Raw genomic sequence first — 15,659 nt, 5'->3', positions numbered from 1 at the left:
GGCCGAGCCCGGGTGGGCCGAGCCCGGGTGGGTCGGGTGGATAAGGCGGAGCGGGTGGGCCGGGGTGCGGGGTTCAGCGGGGGCGGTTGCGGTTGACCAGGGCCTGGTTGAGGCGGCCCAGCAGAGCGGCCAGGGTGGCCCGGTCCTCGGCGCTCCAGTCGGCCAGCATGTCGCCGTAGAGCCGGGTGCGGGCCGCCTGTACGGCGGCCATCCGCTGTAGGCCGGCCGCGGTGGGGGAGATGACCGTGCCGCGTCCGTCCGTCGGGTCGGGGGCGCGGGCGATGAGGCCGTCGCGTTGCAGGGCGGAGACCTGTCGGGTCACCGTCGAGCCGTCCAGGTTGAGTCGCGCGGCGAGGGCGGAGACGTTCTGCGGGCCGGCGGCGTCCAGGTGCCGCAGAATCACGTACGCCGCGCGGTCGAGCACCCGGTGCTCGGCGGACCCGGTGGCCCGCCGGGTGGCCTCGCCGAAGCGCATCAGCAGGGCCACCTCGGTCTCGATCAGGCCGAGGGTGCTCTCGTGGTCGTCGCTCATAGCTGTAGGATACAGGGTAAATACCTGCACGATACAGCTAATTGGGGAGTCGGAGTGGATCGGTCATCCGAACCAAACCGCAGTGCCATCTACGCCACCACGCTGGTGGCGTTCCTCGCCATCGCGGGCATCGCCGTCGTCGACCCGATCCTGCCCGCCATCGGCGAGGCGATCGGGGTCACCGCCTGGCAGGTCGAGCTGCTGTTCACCGCGTACATCGCGGTCATGGCCCTGGGGATGATCCCGGCGACGCTCGCCAGCGGCCGGTTCGGCTTCAAGCCGGTGTTGATCGGCGGCGTCTCGGTGGTCGGCCTGGCCGCCATCCTCGCGTCGTTCAGCGACAACATCGTGCAGCTCTCCGTGCTGCGCGGCGTGTGGGGGCTGGGCAACGCGATGTTCTTCGCCACCGCCATGGTGGTGCTGGTCAACCTGGCCATCGACCGGGAGTGGGTGGTCGGCCTGTTCGAGACCGCCCTCGGCCTCGGCTTCGCCGTCGGCCCGCTGCTCGGCGGCCTGCTCGGCCAGGTCTCCTGGCGGCTGCCGTTCTTCGTCTGCGGCGTGTTCATGGTCCTCGCCCTCGGCGTGGCCGCCCGCAAGCTGCGCGAGCCCACCAACCGGCAGGCTCCGGTACGCGTCGGCCAGATCTTCGCCACCTACCGCCGACCGGCGTTCATCGCGCTCTGCGTGGTGACCGCCGCGTACAACTTCGTGTTCTTCGTCGTGCTCGGCTACACGCCGCTGTTCCTCGGCCTGGACGTCGTCCCGCTGGGGCTCGCGTTCACCGGCTGGGGGCTCGGCCTGGCCACCGGCATCCTGGTGATCGGCCACCGGCTCGCCCACCGGATCGGCGCGGTACAGACCGTCGGCGTGGCCATCGCCGGCCTGCTGGTCTGCATGGCCCTCTTCGCCACGAGCACCAGCACCGCCGAGGCGCTCATCGTGCTCGTGCTCGCCGGCCTCTGCATGGGCATGGCCAACGCCAACCTCACCGACCTGGCGCTCGGCCTCGGCTCCAGCGACCGCAGGCTCGCCACCGGCGCGTTCAACCTGGTCCGCTGGGGTGCCGCCGCGCCCGCGCCGATCATCTCCGGCAAGCTCGCCGAGCAGTCCCTGGCGCTGCCGTTCTGGGTCGGGTTCGGGGTGCTCGCCGTCGGTGTGCTGGTCTACCTGGCGTTCGCGCACGTGATGGCCGCCGGCTACGGCGAACGGGTCCTCTGGTCCCGCTGGAACCGCGCCGCCGCGAACACCGAGCACGCTCCCGAGGAGCCGGTGGGCGAGGCCTACTGAGGGCGTCTCTTGTGCGGCGGCGAGTCAGCGCAGGGCGCGGTAGAGCAGGTAGAGGCCGATCGTCGTACCGAACACCACGATCAGCGTCTTGAGCAGCACCGCCGGCAGCCGGCGGACCAGCCGGGCGCCCGCGTACCCCCCAATCAGGGTGGCGGGCGCGACCACCGCGACCGCCGCCCAGTTGACCGGGCCGAACAGGGCGAACACCACCAGCGTCGTGAACCCCACCACCGCGGAGAGCAGATTCTTGATCGCGCTCACCCGCGCCAGCGTCGCGTCGAGCACCAGAGCCAGGCCGGCCACCAGCATCACCCCGAGGGCCGCGCCGAAGTACCCGCCGTACACCGCGCCGAGCGCGACCATCGTCTGCACCGCGACCGTTCGCCGCCGGGGCGACAGATCCCGGGGGTAACCGACCAGCCGGCGCAGCGGGTCCTGGAAGGCCAGGACCGCGGTCGCGCCGAGAACCAGAAAGGGTACGATCAGCTCGAACGCGCGGGCCGGAGTCGCCAGTAGCAACAGCGCCCCGACAATCGTGCCGACGATCGTGGTCGGCACCAACGTGGCGAGCGCGCGGGGGCGCGGCAGGTCCTGCCGGCTGCCCGCCACACTGGCCACGTACCCGGGGAACACGGCGACGGAGTTGCTGACGTTCGCCGGCACCGGCGGCAACCCGACCGCGATCATCGCCGGGAACGTGATCAGCGAACCACCACCGGCCACCGCGTTGACCGTGCCCGCAGCGAGACCGGCGGCGAGCAGCAGCGCGGCGTGAGAGAGATCCATAGCCCCACGAGGCTAGCTGTCGCCTTCTGAGCTGGCGTCGCCGGATCGGCCATGAGCTGCGCGATCTTGCCCAGGCGGGGCGGCATTACCGGCGGCATGCTCGTCGTTAGGATGGGAGCGCGACGGACGAGTCGACCGGGCGGTCGCGTCGGCGGGCTGAGGCCCGCCGCCGAGGAACGTCCGGACTCCACAGGGCAGGGTGGTTGTTAACGGCAACCCGGGGCGACCCGCGGGACAGTGCCACAGAAAACAGACCGCCGACCCCAACGGGGACGGTAAGGGTGAAACGGTGGGGTAAGAGCCCACCAGCACCCCGGGTGACCGGGGTGGCTCGGTAAACCCCACCCGGAGCAAGGCCAAGCAAGGGCCGTCACCGCAAGATGACGACCCGGCGCAGACGCTTGAGGGCTGCCCGCCCGATGTCTGCGGGTAGGCCGCTGGAGCCTGCCGGCAACGGCAGGCCGAGATGGATGGCCGCCGCCGGCGCGGAACCCCTCGGGGTACGCGCCGCGCACAGAATCCGGCGTACAGGTCGACTCGTCCGTCGCCCACCAGCTCAGAGCCTCGATCATGGCTCTGAGATGGTCGTTTATCTGGTGCTGTTGGTTGACCTTGGTCATCGTTGGGTGGCGTTTGACGGCCTGGCCACGGCCTGGGACGGCCTGGAGACGGCCTGAGTCTTCGGTCAGCAGCCCGCCAAGTCGGCGCGGCGCATCGCTCCGTTCTGCCGGCCGTTCAGTGATTTGGCGGGGCTTCTGCGTGGTGCCGCCCGCTGTCGTGGATGCTGGGCACGTCCTGGCGGTGTTGCTCCTGGCGCGACTCGGAGACGCGGTGGCAAGCCAGTCCCGGGGTTGGACTGGCGCGGCAGTCGGAAGCCCCGTCCACCCGATCACGCCGCCCCGTCGGCTTCCGTCGCGGCCTCGCTGGAACTGGTCCCTCGGGTTGGTGGGGCGGTGTCCCGGCGGCTGTCGGTGGCTCACCGCCCCGGTGCCGAAGGCGACCGGGGCGGCTTGCCGTCGGCCGGGCTTGCCGCCCCGCACCGCGCGGAGCGCGGTGCCTTGATCCAGAACAGAGGAATTCGGCAGCACGACGCTACGACGCCTCGACTGCTTCGTGCATGAGCCCGTCAGATTTCACATCATCTGCTGTTGGACCATCAGGACGACCGCTCACCGTTCCCTTTGTCGTCGGCCGTGCTCCTGCAGAGCAGCGAAATCCCTGGATCGCACCGTCGGGCTGTAGCTGTTCAGCGTGAGTAGATGGGCGGCCGAATCGGTCTGACCTGTGGTTATGCGCTCATACGGTGGGTCGATCTTGACCCTGCAGCCGCTCCTGCCAGCTGTGGCCGTCCGCTCTGTAATGGTTTGACCAGATCGGCGAGAGTCTCGACAAGGCATGATCATGCCGTTGACGTTGGCTGAACACGTACGTCGGGCTGGCCTGCGCAACCATCATCAACGCCTTTGCGTGGGACCGTCAGCTTACAAGGGCGTCGAAACGTTCTCTGATTAGTTTGAACATGGCCTTATCGCGGTAAGAGGCACCCTGGACCGCGTTGCGCTCCCGGACGAGTTCTTCGAAGTCGCTATCATCGAGCGGTATCACGAAGCCATTTCCATCCATCGCGGTATCTCTGCACCTTTGAATAAAAAGCGTCTTGTCGTAGAGTTTTCGACAGGTGATGAAACCAACTCTTCCGCGATGATCCGAGAAGCGATTCGCTATCTGGTCAAGCTCTGGATTCCTCGGGTCTTTTCTATAATTTTTGCACTCAACGGGAATTTGAGATGCTCGGTGCTGAGTGAGCCAGAAGAATGTTCCCATGTTGCTTAAATTGTCATAGCAGATGTCTATGCGCTTCCGTCCTTCGTGGATTTCGCGCTCTAAGCGCACATTCCCCAGGTGCGGGTAAAACAGGGCAGACATCAGTTGCTCTACAGCCTGATGATACAAGTGTGCTCCCGTCTTGCCGGCCTGTATGCCCTTCATTCGGCCAAGCAAAGCATCGTAATCTGGGGTTGGCACGTCAAGCCTCTGAGCTAGCTGCTCATGGGTAAGGACGGGGCTTGTTAAGTGCGAGATGGAAGACTTGTAGCGATCGAGAGCCCCTGTAAATTTCTGGGTGTACTCAACGATAGCAACTTTGTTTAAAGGGTACTTCTCCTTGAGCTTGTCTCTACTAACGTAGGGCGTTCCATTCTTCAAGATGGCAACGAGGTTGCTCCGGGCATCGATCTCCGCAGCCTCGTGGAGCGGAGCTAGAAAGCCGTTATAATACTTCTTCTCGTCGAGGGTAAGTTGAAATCGGACGATTGATTTCGGGATCAAAAGAAGCGGGTCATCTTCGACTCGCGGCAAATCTACATAGTCAAACTCCCACTCGCATTTGTCTGGATTCCAGATTGCGCCGCTGTACTGAGGTTCCAGGGGTATATGGTAAAACTCGGCGGCCTTTTGTGTGTAACCAATCAGCGCTCCTCTTAGGATGTGTGTCGCGATGTCCGAAACGATATCGTGTTTGATGCCGGGGATGAAAAGTGCAGTGTCTTCGAGATCTGCTAGCACCCCCGACTTCGCGGCTTTGCTGCGTCGGATCATCCTTGCGACGCTCTCGGCACCTAATCCACCCAGGCCGCGTCCGCGTGATCGGCCTTTTGAGTAACCCAGGTGAGTCTCGTTTGGTTCATTCAGTTGGCCTAGGAGGTCATAAACCCGGTCGCTGTCATCTTTGGTTATAGCCATTAGCAGCTCATGAAAAAATGAAACCAGGAGCATTTGGCATTTCTCGGAGAACTCAGATTGCTGGATTCGGATCGCGCGAGGGTCCATGAAGACCTGCGAGTCCGTTTCCGTATCGACATCTACAAAGTCAAGCTCCGGCTGCGAACGTCCCAATTCGTAGTATTCCGAAACCCTCATGACGCTCCAGATGTCGCTGGGCCCGATAGCGGAAGGTAATGCTATCCACACCCTGGGTGAACTTCAACCATAAGAACGGCTGCTTACTTAGACCGCCGTTCAGGCGCGATGATGACTATCGGTGGGACGCTGCAACCGAAGAACCCAGGTCGCCTGGTCTTCTGGCGGTCCGGGGTCCTCGGTTGTCTGACAGCGCGCCGCCAGTTGGGTTGCCAGTGCTTGCGCCTGGCGGCTGGGTTCCGTGTGATGTGGCGCAGGGGGTCGGCTCTCTATGGCCCCGGTCGGTGCGGCCGATAGCTCCTGACGACTGATTCGACGACTCCGCCGCACCGGTTGACGCGCTGCTGCCAGATCAAGGTTGTGCCGACTTCAATGCCGAAGAGTGCTGCAAGCTCCGGGTCGGCGGCGACCTCGCGCTGTTGAGTGTCTGATTCGGGGTGCCGTTCGGAGTTGTGCCTCTCGTGGACTCTCCTTGCGGAGGTGCCACGACCGTGCTCGGTGTTGACTAACCCTGCGTCACGTAGGACGGCGATGGCTTGACGGACAGTGCCACGACTTGCCCGGAACTCCGAGGTAAGGGCGCTCTCCGTCGGCAGGAGTGCGCCCGGGGGGATGCTGCCGCTCTCGATGCGTTCCCTGAGTTGGTTCGCGATGACGCGGTAACGGGGCTGTCCGTAGTGCGGGGTGGGCACTCGGTCACCGTACCTGGCACTTGTCGTATCAAGTGTCAACCAGGAGGCAAGTTTCCATGTCTAGACAACTCATTCAGTTGTAGGTACGTTTCCGGGTGTGCGGTCAGGATGACGGCTTGTATCAGGGGTGGTGTCGCGCTGCTCCTGGTCGCACGTGACGCGCGGCGTCCTATCGGACCGGTTGCGGTAGTCGCGCGTACAACCTGGCTCGGCGATACCCGACCCGTCTGCGTCGGACGGTGCGCCGTGCCCTCACCCGGATCGGTGGCCGGCTGCGTGTGCGCGTGGCTGACGACCGGTCCCGGCCTACCCGTGGAGGTGCGATGTCTGGCTCTCATCGTCGGCGGCATTGGTTCTTGGTCTGGAGGTTTCGTAGACGTTCGCCGTCCAGTCCCGGCGGAAACGCGGCCACCTCGGGCCGCTGTACGCCCTGCCTGACGCCGTTGCACGCGTGGGCCAACGCGCCGACCCGGAAACTGCCGGTGCTGAGGAGTGCGCCGCTGATGACACCGGCCCAGATCTACCGGGGCAACGGTGGGCGGTGGGTGCGGTGAGCATCGCGGGCAAGCTGAACAGCGGCAGCCACCCGGCATGGTGTGCTCCCGACCGATGCGGCCACCTGGTGCCGCCGCTGATGGCCCACATGCCGCGTCGTCACCGTGGCGCGATGCAGCGTCTGGGCGAAAGTCGGCAGAGCGGCCAGGTCGTGACGTACCTCGTCGGCTCCGACGCTCGCGTGCCCCTGGTCGCGGTGCACGTGACGAGCCGGGGCGGGATCGCCTGGGTGGCTCTGTCCCCTTCGCAGGTTGCCCAACTGATCGGGCAGCTTCGCTCCTTGTTGGTGCAGGCCGGAACCCACACGGAGGCCACCGGTGACTGAACCCGAGGCCACGAACGAGCGGGGACCGACTCCGTCCGCGAATCCCGCCGACTGCCCGAGCTGGTGCCGAGGGTGCGGCCCGAACGACCCGATGCATCGGGGCCTGCTGCGAACCATCGGCCGGGAGCGGACCGGCTGGATCAGCGTGCAACTGCTGACGGACCGATTCTCCCGCCGCGACCTGGCCGTGAAGCTCGACGCCAGCCGCAGCGGTGCCACCGAATCGGTCTTGCTCTCCCGGACTCAGCTCGACCGGCTCATCTACGAGTTGACCTACGCCCGCCTGGTGATGATGACCAAGGGGCAGCCTCTGGAAGGGTGCCATGAACACCTCTGAGCGTCGGCCCATCGGTCGGGTGCCGTCGACGAGTACTCGGCCCGTGAAGCGCCCGGTGCCCGTCGTGCCTCCGGTGCCTGAGCGGCCCGCAGGCGGGACCGCCTGGCAGACGTTGGAACGTCTAGGGGGTACGGTGACCGGTGTGCAAGGCCGGGACTGGCGCCCTCGTTACCTGCAACTCGCAGAAGAGTTGCGGGCAAAGATCGTGGCCGGAGAACTGGCCCCCGGCACGCTCATGCCGAGCGAGACCGAGCTGGCCGACTCGTCCGGCCTGTCGCGCACCAGCGTCCGCAACGCCATCCGACAGCTTCGGGAGTGGGGCCTGGTCCGTGCGGAGCAGGGGCGCGGCACCTACGTACGGGCACCCCGTCAGCGGGTACGGCGGCGCAACGCCGAGCGCTACCAGTGGGAGAAGGACCGGGCACTGCTCGACGAGTCGGAGCGGCTGAAGACCGGGGCCACCGAGCACGACACCGGCCTGACCGTCGATGACCTGAAGTTCCACGCCGAGTACGCCCGCGTGGAAGCTGATTCGGACATGGCGGCGGCTTTGCAGGTCGAGCCCGGCACCCCGTTGTTGCGGCGGGTCTACTGGACGACCTCTCGGCATGAGAACGCCCCGCTGACCATGTCGTACTCCTATCTGCCGTACGACCTGGTGGCCGCGAACCCGGACCTGCTCGACGCGGGTAAGGAGCCCTGGCCGGGCGGCACGCAGCACCAACTTCACACCCTCGGTATCGAGGTGGACCGGATCGACGACGAGATCCGTGCGCGCCCACCGTCGCCCGACGAGGCCGAGTTGCTGGACATCGACCCAGGCGTCTCGGTGCTCACCGTGCGCAAAACCTCGATCGACACCAAGGGCCGCGTCGTCGAAGTAGCCGATGTGGTGATGCCGGGGGACCGGACAGAGTTGGTCTACTCCCACAAACTGCAACGGTGGAAAACTTGACGCAGCTCGTCTCGGTCATCACGCCCGTCCACGCGCCCAGCATCGAGCATCTGCCCGGCGCGTACGACTCGCTGGTCAAGCAGGAGATGCCGGACGGGTGGGACTGGCAGTGGCTCGTCCAGGAGGACGGGCAGACCGGTGCGCTGAACGGTGTTCTGCCGGACGACCCTCGCATCAGCATCGGCGGCGGTCGTCCCGGCGGGCCAGGTGTTGCCCGTACCTCCGCTCTTTCCCGGGTCGCCGGGCAACACGTGAAAGTCTTGGACGCGGACGACCAGTTCACCCCCGGTGCCCTCGCCCGGGACATCGCCGCCTTCGAGGCGCATCCCCAGATCGGCTGGACGACTTCCCGCGTCTTGGACCTGATGCCGGACGGGTCCACCCTCGGCTGGGACAAGGACCCGGAAGGCGGAACCATCGCCCGCGGTGCCGTCCTGGCCTTCTGGCAGGCCAACGGATACCGGTCCCAGGTGCACCCCGCCACCCTGTGCATCCGCAGGGATCTGCTCCTGGCGCTCGGCGGCTGGATGGCGCTCCCCGCCTCCGAGGACACCGGCCTACTCCTGGCCGCGAGCGCGGTCAGCGATGGCTACTTCACCCGCGAACACGGTCTGCTCTACCGCAAGTGGCCGGGTCAGGTCACCAGCCAAGCCGCCCACCGCGAGCCCATCGAGTACGAGGGTCGGATGAAGATCATCGAGGCCAGAGCCGTAGCCCTGGCCTCGATGCTCCCGAACGGGCTGCCGCTCACTCCTGCGGCGTAGCCTCGTGCCCCGGCATCCCATGGGTACGCCGTCGCTGCTTCATCTCTGCCTCGTAGATGTGCCGTCGACCGCCGGCTAGCTCGTCGCGGGCGTACCGCTCGATCTCCTGGAACGCGGCGTAGTACCCATCGTCGAACTCCTCCACGACCTGGAACGTCCACCGTCCCGGGAGGACGTTGCGGCCCACCAGCTCGTGCTCGACCCGGTCGGCAACCTCGTCATGCCCGGCCTCGCGGAGCAGCCGGATCGCTCGGTCAAGAGTCAGATCCGCGCCGCCGACAAGCTGGTGCGCCGAATACAGGTGGCCGCGTACGCGGTGGATCGTCTCCATGGCTTTGCTCAGCTCACCCAACGCCTCGACGGTCCTGTCGTCGACTCCGGCTGGCCGTGCGTGCGTCTCATCCACTGATCTCATGTCACCGGGCATGGTGCCCGAGATACCCCAAACAGCCGAGTTAGTACCACCCCCCAAGGCCCGGAATGCCTTGCGGATCAACGCTTCTGGGCAAACTTGTTGACTTGTCTGCCAAGTGCCGTCTACCTTCAATCGCAACTTGGCAGACAAGTCAACAAGCTGGAGGTTGAGCGATGGCTCTGCGAGGCGGAACGCGGTTCGCTGTGCGGTTCGAGGACGTGTTCCCGGCTGGGTGCGCGCTGGTGCCCGAGTCCCTGGGCGAGGTCGAGGACTACGACGAGAAGACGGGCCGACGGTCGCCGGCCAAGGACAAGCTGACCGGCCAGCGGGTGTGGCAGGTCCGGGTCATGGATCTCGACCCTGAGCTTGGCAAGCGGTCCCGGGAGACGACGGTGAAGATCTCGGCCGATTACCAGCCGGTGCCGCCCACGGGTGGCCTGTTCGAGGCGGTCGAGTTCGACGGGATGACCGTCACGCCGTACGTCGGCAACAACAACCGGATGGCGTATTCGCTGCGGGCGACCGGGTTGCGTGCGCCGGCGGGTGTCAACCAGAAGGCGTCGGCGTAGCCGGTTCTGGTCAGGGCGGGGCTGTCAGGTCTTGGCGGACGGCAGCCCCGCCCTGGTGTCTCTTCCCCCTGCTCTGTCGAGAGAGGTGCAGACGTGTCCAAGGGTAGGCGTCGGGCTGGCCGTGGCTGGCCCCGGTGCGGTGTGTGTCAGGCCCTATTCAGCCTGGCCGGAGGTGCCAAGTGATCGGGCGGCCTCGGGGTGAGGTGTTGATGACCTCGGCCGGGGATCTGCTGGTGATCCGGCCGAAGAAGCTCAAGCTGCCGTTCTGGATGGTGCTGCTCGGCCTGCTGCTGAGGTGGTCCGGGCGGGTCCTCTGGTGGTGCCTGCGGCACCCGGTGGCCACGGCTTCGGCGGTGCTGGCGCTCTGGCTCTACGTCGCGTTCAACTGGCTCGGCCTGGTGGTGCCGCTCGTGCTGGTGGCTGCGGTGTCGGTGGTGTGGCGGTGGCGTGACGAGTCGTCCTGGTGGGCCTGGCTGGCGGGTCCGCTGCTCGGCTCGTGGCGTCGGGTGTTCGTCTACCGGCGGGCGTGGCGGGAGGCCATGACCCTCTGCGGACTATCCGAGGTGTACGACCATCGTCCGGTCCTGCCCGAGCTGCTGCGGGTGCGTTCGGATCAGGCGCTCGACGTGCTGACCGTCCGGATGGTTCGGGGGCAGACGCCGGAGCAGTTCCAGGCGGTCAGCGCCAACCTGGCGTACGCGTTCGGCCGGCGGCACGCGCGGGTCTACTCCGAGCGTCCCGGCGACCCTCCGACCCGGACCGGTCGGGGTGCCTGGTTGCTGCGGCTCGTCGACCGGGTGCGCTATCGGGATCGTCCGACGCTGGTCTACCTGGCGCTGGTCCGTACCGATGCGCTGCGGACTGTGGTCCCGCCGTTCGCGGTGCCGGCGGTGCCGGACTTCACCGCGCTCCCGCTGGCCCGGCGCGAAGACCTGCGTACCTGGTCGCTGCACCTGCTCTCCACGCATGTCCTGGTGGGCGGTGCGACTCGGTCCGGTAAGGGCTCGGTGCTGTGGTCACTGGTCCGGGTGCTCGGCGGCGGGATCGCCTCGGGCCTCGTCCGGCTCTGGGTGATCGACCCCAAGGGCGGGATGGAGTTCGCTCTCGGCCGTCCGATGTTCGCCCGGTTCGCCGGCAGGTCGTTCGAGGCCATGGCCGATCTGCTCGACGAAGCGGTGGAGGTGCTGCGGGAGCGGCAGATTCGGCTTGCCGGCCGGGTTCGTGTCCATACCCCGACCGAGGCTGACCCCCTGGTCGTGGTCGTCATTGACGAGATGGCCGCGCTGACCGCGTACCTGCAAGACGTCGAGCTGCGCAAGCGCATCGCGTCGTCGCTGGGGCTGCTGCTGTCCCAGGGGGCCGGCGTCGGCGTCCTGGTGGTGGCCGCGTTGCAGGACCCGCGTAAGGACGTACTGCCGTTCCGGGATCTGTTTCCGACCCGGGTCGCGCTGGGCCTGACCGAGGCGTCGCAGGTCGACATGGTTCTTGGCGACGGTGCCCGCAAGCGGGGCGCGCTCGCGGACCAGATGCCCCGGTGGGCGAAGCGCGTCGGGTACGTCATCCTCGACGGCACCCCCGACCCGATGCGGGTCCGCTTCTCGTACCTCAGCGACGACGACATCCGCGACATGGCCCGGCAGTACCCGGCCCCGGTCGACGCCTCGGACATCCTCGCCCAGGTCGGCCGGGAAACCGCCACCGAACCGGTCCGGCCGCCGCTGCCCCGTAAGCCGTCCGGGCCGCTGCTCCCCGAATCCCTGCGCAACCTGCTCGACCGGGACACCAGGGGCGACGCCCGATGACCGCCGCGACGAACGGCCGGCGCTTCTACCGGCTGCGTACCCCCGAACCGGTCACCGCCGTCTCCGTCCGCGTCGACCCGGAGCGGCCCGACCCGTACCCCGTCTATCTGGCGGTTGGTGCCGGCCGGCGACGGATGGCCCTGACCCCCGACGAGGCGTGGGCGCTGTGGCGCTGCCTCTCCGAAGCGGTCGCCGCGCTCGGCAGCCCACCCGACTACATCCGCACCGACATTCGACCGGCCCGGAGGTAACCGCCGTGAACCCCCTCACCCGCATCATCGACCGGCTTCGGCGTCCGCTGCGCATCCGGCTCGTCGGCCCCTCCGACCAGACCGCCGCGGCCCTGCACGGCGTGGCGCACATGGTCAACCGCCGTCCCGACATGAACGGCCGACGTATCCGCATCGACCTGACCATCCGGGAGAAGCCGCTGGAGGAGTGGCGATGAGCAACGGCACCGAATCGGCGGTACGCCTGCTGATCCTGCTCGCCATCGGCACCATGGCCGGTGCCGCCGCCTTCACCCACGTACACGACCTCTCCGTCGCCCACGGCCAACCCGACTGGATCGGCTGGGCCAACGCGGTAGCGGTCGAGCTGATGGCGATCTACCTCGGGCTGGAGATCCGTGCCCGGCGGCGTGCCGGTCGCCCGGTCGGCCTGGTCGGGTCGCTCCTGGTGGCGATCGCGCTGCTGTCCCTCGCGGCCCAGGTCGCGGAAGCCGAAGCGTCGGTTTGGGGCTGGATCGTGGCGGCGGTGCCGTCGCTGGCGTTCCTCGCGCTGGTCAAGGTCGTCTTGTCGAACGCCCCGATCATTGCGCCGGCAGACGAGCCGGACCAGCCGACCGCCTACCAGTACGAGGAACCCGCCGACGTGGAACCGCTCCGCCCTGCGGAGCCGACGCCGTCCATCGCCCCGGCCGTGGTGCCTCCGCGCGCCGTCGTCCCGTCCAACCGGCCGCACGTCGTCGGGATCATTCAGTGACCGCTCCGACCCTGCCCGGCCTTGAACCCGCCCCGACCCCGGTTGCACCTCGGCCGGGGTCGCGGGCGGCCCGCATGGCGCTGCCTCGCTCGGTCGACGTGCTTAAGGAGATCGCGGCCGAGTACGGCGTCTGCGTCCGTCCGCTCGCCATGCGCCGCACGGATCTCGCCACCGGTCTGACCGAGGTCATCGACCTGCCCTGTGGGGCGACCCGTGAGGACAAGTGCGCCCCGTGCGCCAAGAAGAACCGCCGGCTGCGGCAGGCGCAGATCCGGGAGGGCTGGCACCGCGACGACGAGCCGCTACCGCCACCGGAGCCGGCAACCGAGGAACAGAAGGCCCTCGTCCTGCTGCGCGGACACCTGGAGTTCTCCCGTGACGAGGCATCCCGGGCGAGCCAGTGGGACCAGGTCACCGACCTCGACGAGGCGATCCGGGAAGTGGAAGAGGCGATCACCGCCGAAGGGCTCCGGGGACGGATCGCGCCGCCGCACTCGACCGGCGACGAGGACCAGGACGACGAGGACAACGGCCGGCGCCGCAAGCGCTCCACCCGCCGGCGGCAGGATGCCCCGGACCTGCCTCGCCGCAAGGTCGAGCGCCGCACGGTCGGCAAGACCTACACCGCCCCGGACGGCTCGACCTACCGGCCGTCGATGTGGCTGACGCTCACCCTCGACTCGTACGGCCCGGTCCGCCCCGACGGCACCCCGCTCAACCCCGACCGGTACGACTACCGCCGCGCCGCCTGGGACGCGGTCCACTTCCCCCGGCTGCTCGATCGGTTCTGGCAGAACCTGCGCCGCTGCGAGGGCTGGAACGTCCAGTACGCCGGCTGCGTCGAGCCGCAACGCCGCCTCGCCCCACACGCCCACTTCGCCATCCGGGGCACCATCCCGCGTGACGTACTGCGGACCGTGGCGGCGGCGACCTATCACCAGGTGTGGTGGCCGAGCGTGGATGTGCAGCGGTACACCCTCGACCGGCTCCCGGTCTGGGACGAGCAGGCTTCGGCGTGGGTCGACCCCGACACCCGAGCGCCGCTGACCAACTGGACGGAAGCGCTCGACGCGATCGACGAGGACTCGGATGCCGAACCGGTGCACGTCGTGCGTTTCGGCTCGCAGGTCGATGCACGTGGTGTCATGCCCGGCACCGAGGATGCCGAGCGGACCATCCGGTACGTCACGAAGTACATCACCAAGCACACCGGCGACGTTCACAAGATCACGAGCGGCCGGCAGCGCGCGCACCTGGACCGACTGTGGCAGGAACTCCAGCTGACCCCGTGCACCGACCGCTGCGCGAACTGGTTGCTCTACGGCGTCCAACCGAAGGGGTCGAACGCGAAGCTCAAGCCAGGCCGGTGCAAGGGCAAGGTCCACCAGCGCGACACCCTCGGCATCGGCGGCCGGCGCATCCTCATCTCCCGCGACTGGTCCGGAAAAACGCTCTCCGACCACAAACACGACGTGCGGGCCTGGGTGCGGACGCTGCTCGGCGTGAGCGTCGGCTTGGACGCCGTCGACGACCAGGGCGCGACCGTCGAACCGGTCCGGCACGCCTGGGAACTCGCCCGACCCGACGACCCCGACGTGGGTCCGCTCGCTCACCGGCTGTTGCGCTCTATCAGCGAACGCGCCCGCTGGCGCGCCGAACTCCTGGCCGCGAAGGACCGGGCCGCGCAGCTCCCCGATGCCGCACCGAGAACGGGAACGGACGGCACGACGGGGGAGAGGCTTTGATGGCGGCGAACGATGGGCTGTGGACGATCGCGGACGTGGCGGCGTATCTGCGGGTGCCAACCGAGACGCTGTACCGCTGGCGGAAGGTCAAATTCGGTCCGCCTGCGGCGCGGGTCGGCCGACACCTGCGGTACGAACCGGAGACGGTCCGGTCATGGGTACGTGAGCAGGCGGCGGCCTGATGGGACACGTAGAGGACCGCTGGTACAAGGTGATCCGGCACGAAGGCGGCCGGAAGGAGCGGACCAAGTCGGATCTGTTCGGCAAGGGGATGCGCTACCGGGTGCGGTACATCGGCCCGGACGGCCGCGAACGTAGCCAGTCCTTCCCCGACCGGGCAAAGCGCGAGGCTGACGCGTTCCTCGTCTCGACCGAGACGGACAAGCTTCGGGGCTCCTACGTCGATCCGTCTGCCGGTCGGATGGCCTTCGCCGAGTACGCCGAGAACTGGTTGCGCACGCGCGCTTTCGACGAGTCGACCCGGGAAAGCACCGAGTTTCGGGTACGCAAGCACCTGCTGCCGTTCTTCGGCTCTCGGCAACTGGCCGCGATCAAGCCGGGACACATCCGGGAATGGGACGCCGGGATGGTCGGCAAGCTGGCACCCGCGACTCGGGCCGTCGTCTTCGCCCACCTGCGGACCATCCTCGGGGCGGCCGTCGACGACGAGCGGATCGCCAAGAACCCGTGTTCGGCAAAGTCGGTCAAGCCTCCGCGACCGGTACAGCGTCGGGTGGTGCCCTGGCGGTACGACCAGGTTTCGGCAATCCGCGGTGGTCTCGCTCAGCGGTACCGCCCGATGGTCGACCTGGGGGCCGGCTGCGGGCTGCGGCAGGGAGAAATCCTCGGTCTCGGGGTCGATGACGTCGACTTCGACGCCGGCTGGGTGCACGTCTCCCGTCAGGTCAAGCTAGTGAGGTGATCTCAGCGACTTTCAGGTAGGTATTTGTACTCGAAGTGAGTCAGGTGCAGCGCGGCGGCGACGATGTCGC

General features: G+C 67.6%; 18 protein-coding genes and 1 other RNA gene. 14 read left to right on the top strand and 5 right to left on the bottom strand.

The annotated features are described in order from the left end of the window. Positions 1 to 73: 73 nt before the first annotated feature. Complete coding sequence (locus tag ACLQ24_RS20195) at positions 74 to 532, bottom strand: MarR family winged helix-turn-helix transcriptional regulator (protein ID WP_425893266.1); 459 nt, start codon at positions 530 to 532, stop codon at positions 74 to 76. 54 nt (positions 533 to 586) lie between these two features. On the opposite strand from ACLQ24_RS20195, the gene ACLQ24_RS20190 reads away from it, so the two are divergent. After that, entirely contained in the window at positions 587 to 1,819 is a 1,233-nt protein-coding gene (locus ACLQ24_RS20190; protein WP_425893265.1) for an MFS transporter, read from the top strand. A 24-nt stretch (positions 1,820 to 1,843) separates the two neighbouring features. On the opposite strand, the gene ACLQ24_RS20185 is transcribed toward ACLQ24_RS20190, so the two are convergent. Further along, complete coding sequence (locus ACLQ24_RS20185) at positions 1,844 to 2,605, bottom strand: sulfite exporter TauE/SafE family protein (protein WP_425893264.1); 762 nt, start codon at positions 2,603 to 2,605, stop codon at positions 1,844 to 1,846. Between the two features lie 127 nt (positions 2,606 to 2,732). Here ACLQ24_RS20185 and rnpB point away from each other — a divergent pair. Beyond that, positions 2,733 to 3,149, top strand: an RNA gene (rnpB, locus tag ACLQ24_RS20180) — RNase P RNA component class A. Between the two features lie 932 nt (positions 3,150 to 4,081). Here rnpB and ACLQ24_RS20175 read toward each other — a convergent pair. Together ACLQ24_RS20175 and ACLQ24_RS20170 are read right to left on the bottom strand one after the other, a co-directional pair. After that, positions 4,082 to 5,524 carry a hypothetical protein gene (locus tag ACLQ24_RS20175; RefSeq protein ID WP_425893263.1) on the bottom strand — a complete coding sequence of 481 codons (1,443 nt, stop codon included), beginning with the start codon at positions 5,522 to 5,524 and terminating at the stop codon, positions 4,082 to 4,084. Between the two features lie 269 nt (positions 5,525 to 5,793). Beyond that, a complete protein-coding gene (locus tag ACLQ24_RS20170) occupies positions 5,794 to 6,216 on the bottom strand; it encodes a GntR family transcriptional regulator (protein WP_425893262.1) in 423 nt (140 codons plus the stop codon). A 550-nt stretch (positions 6,217 to 6,766) separates the two neighbouring features. Here ACLQ24_RS20170 and ACLQ24_RS20165 point away from each other — a divergent pair. The 4 genes from ACLQ24_RS20165 to ACLQ24_RS20150 all read left to right on the top strand — a co-directional run bounded on the left by ACLQ24_RS20165 (position 6,767) and on the right by ACLQ24_RS20150 (position 9,152). After that, positions 6,767 to 7,096 (top strand): hypothetical protein, encoded by a 330-nt coding sequence (locus ACLQ24_RS20165; protein WP_425893261.1) that lies wholly within the window; start codon positions 6,767 to 6,769, stop codon positions 7,094 to 7,096. Beyond that, positions 7,089 to 7,433 (top strand): hypothetical protein, encoded by a 345-nt coding sequence (locus ACLQ24_RS20160; RefSeq protein ID WP_425893260.1) that lies wholly within the window; start codon positions 7,089 to 7,091, stop codon positions 7,431 to 7,433. Before ACLQ24_RS20165 ends, ACLQ24_RS20160 begins: the two co-directional genes overlap by 8 nt. 133 nt (positions 7,434 to 7,566) lie before the next feature. Beyond that, a complete protein-coding gene (locus ACLQ24_RS20155) occupies positions 7,567 to 8,388 on the top strand; it encodes a GntR family transcriptional regulator (RefSeq protein ID WP_393222064.1) in 822 nt (273 codons plus the stop codon). Continuing rightward, the gene (locus ACLQ24_RS20150; RefSeq protein ID WP_425893259.1) at positions 8,376 to 9,152 is read left to right on the top strand and encodes a glycosyltransferase family 2 protein; all 777 of its coding nucleotides are present in this window, start codon (positions 8,376 to 8,378) and stop codon (positions 9,150 to 9,152) included. Before ACLQ24_RS20155 ends, ACLQ24_RS20150 begins: the two co-directional genes overlap by 13 nt. On the opposite strand, the gene ACLQ24_RS20145 is transcribed toward ACLQ24_RS20150, so the two are convergent. Beyond that, a complete protein-coding gene (locus ACLQ24_RS20145; RefSeq protein ID WP_425893258.1) occupies positions 9,136 to 9,579 on the bottom strand; it encodes a hypothetical protein in 444 nt (147 codons plus the stop codon). The two genes, ACLQ24_RS20150 and ACLQ24_RS20145, sit on opposite strands and share 17 nt — an antisense overlap. Before the next feature lie 161 nt (positions 9,580 to 9,740). Here ACLQ24_RS20145 and ACLQ24_RS20140 point away from each other — a divergent pair, with 161 nt between their 5' ends. From ACLQ24_RS20140 to ACLQ24_RS20105, 8 genes are all read left to right on the top strand, one after another. After that, positions 9,741 to 10,136 (top strand): transcriptional regulator, encoded by a 396-nt coding sequence (locus ACLQ24_RS20140; protein WP_425893257.1) that lies wholly within the window; start codon positions 9,741 to 9,743, stop codon positions 10,134 to 10,136. 209 nt (positions 10,137 to 10,345) lie between these two features. Then, complete coding sequence (locus tag ACLQ24_RS20135) at positions 10,346 to 11,938, top strand: FtsK/SpoIIIE domain-containing protein (RefSeq protein WP_425893256.1); 1,593 nt, start codon at positions 10,346 to 10,348, stop codon at positions 11,936 to 11,938. After that, on the top strand, positions 11,935 to 12,189 hold the full coding sequence (locus ACLQ24_RS20130) for a hypothetical protein (protein ID WP_425893255.1): 255 nt from the start codon (positions 11,935 to 11,937) through the stop codon (positions 12,187 to 12,189). The genes ACLQ24_RS20135 and ACLQ24_RS20130 overlap by 4 nt, the downstream gene beginning before the upstream one ends. 5 nt (positions 12,190 to 12,194) lie before the next feature. Continuing rightward, complete coding sequence (locus ACLQ24_RS20125; protein ID WP_377668278.1) at positions 12,195 to 12,386, top strand: hypothetical protein; 192 nt, start codon at positions 12,195 to 12,197, stop codon at positions 12,384 to 12,386. After that, on the top strand, positions 12,383 to 12,922 hold the full coding sequence (locus ACLQ24_RS20120) for a DUF2637 domain-containing protein (protein WP_425893254.1): 540 nt from the start codon (positions 12,383 to 12,385) through the stop codon (positions 12,920 to 12,922). The genes ACLQ24_RS20125 and ACLQ24_RS20120 overlap by 4 nt, the downstream gene beginning before the upstream one ends. Continuing rightward, positions 12,919 to 14,667, top strand: a complete 1,749-nt coding sequence (locus ACLQ24_RS20115) for a replication initiator (RefSeq protein ID WP_425893253.1) — start codon at positions 12,919 to 12,921, stop codon at positions 14,665 to 14,667. Before ACLQ24_RS20120 ends, ACLQ24_RS20115 begins: the two co-directional genes overlap by 4 nt. After that, a complete protein-coding gene (locus ACLQ24_RS20110; RefSeq protein WP_425893252.1) occupies positions 14,667 to 14,849 on the top strand; it encodes a helix-turn-helix domain-containing protein in 183 nt (60 codons plus the stop codon). Before ACLQ24_RS20115 ends, ACLQ24_RS20110 begins: the two co-directional genes overlap by 1 nt. Then, complete coding sequence (locus tag ACLQ24_RS20105; protein ID WP_425893251.1) at positions 14,849 to 15,589, top strand: site-specific integrase; 741 nt, start codon at positions 14,849 to 14,851, stop codon at positions 15,587 to 15,589. Before ACLQ24_RS20110 ends, ACLQ24_RS20105 begins: the two co-directional genes overlap by 1 nt. The last annotated feature ends 70 nt before the right edge of the window (positions 15,590 to 15,659 follow it).

Origin of the sequence: Micromonospora sp. DT4 (assembly GCF_049841675.1) — a bacterium.
In the GTDB taxonomy this organism is placed as follows: Bacteria; Actinomycetota; Actinomycetes; order Mycobacteriales; family Micromonosporaceae; genus Micromonospora.
The sequence above is the reverse complement of the archived record's forward strand: the minus strand, read 5'-3'. Positions and strand labels throughout refer to the sequence as shown.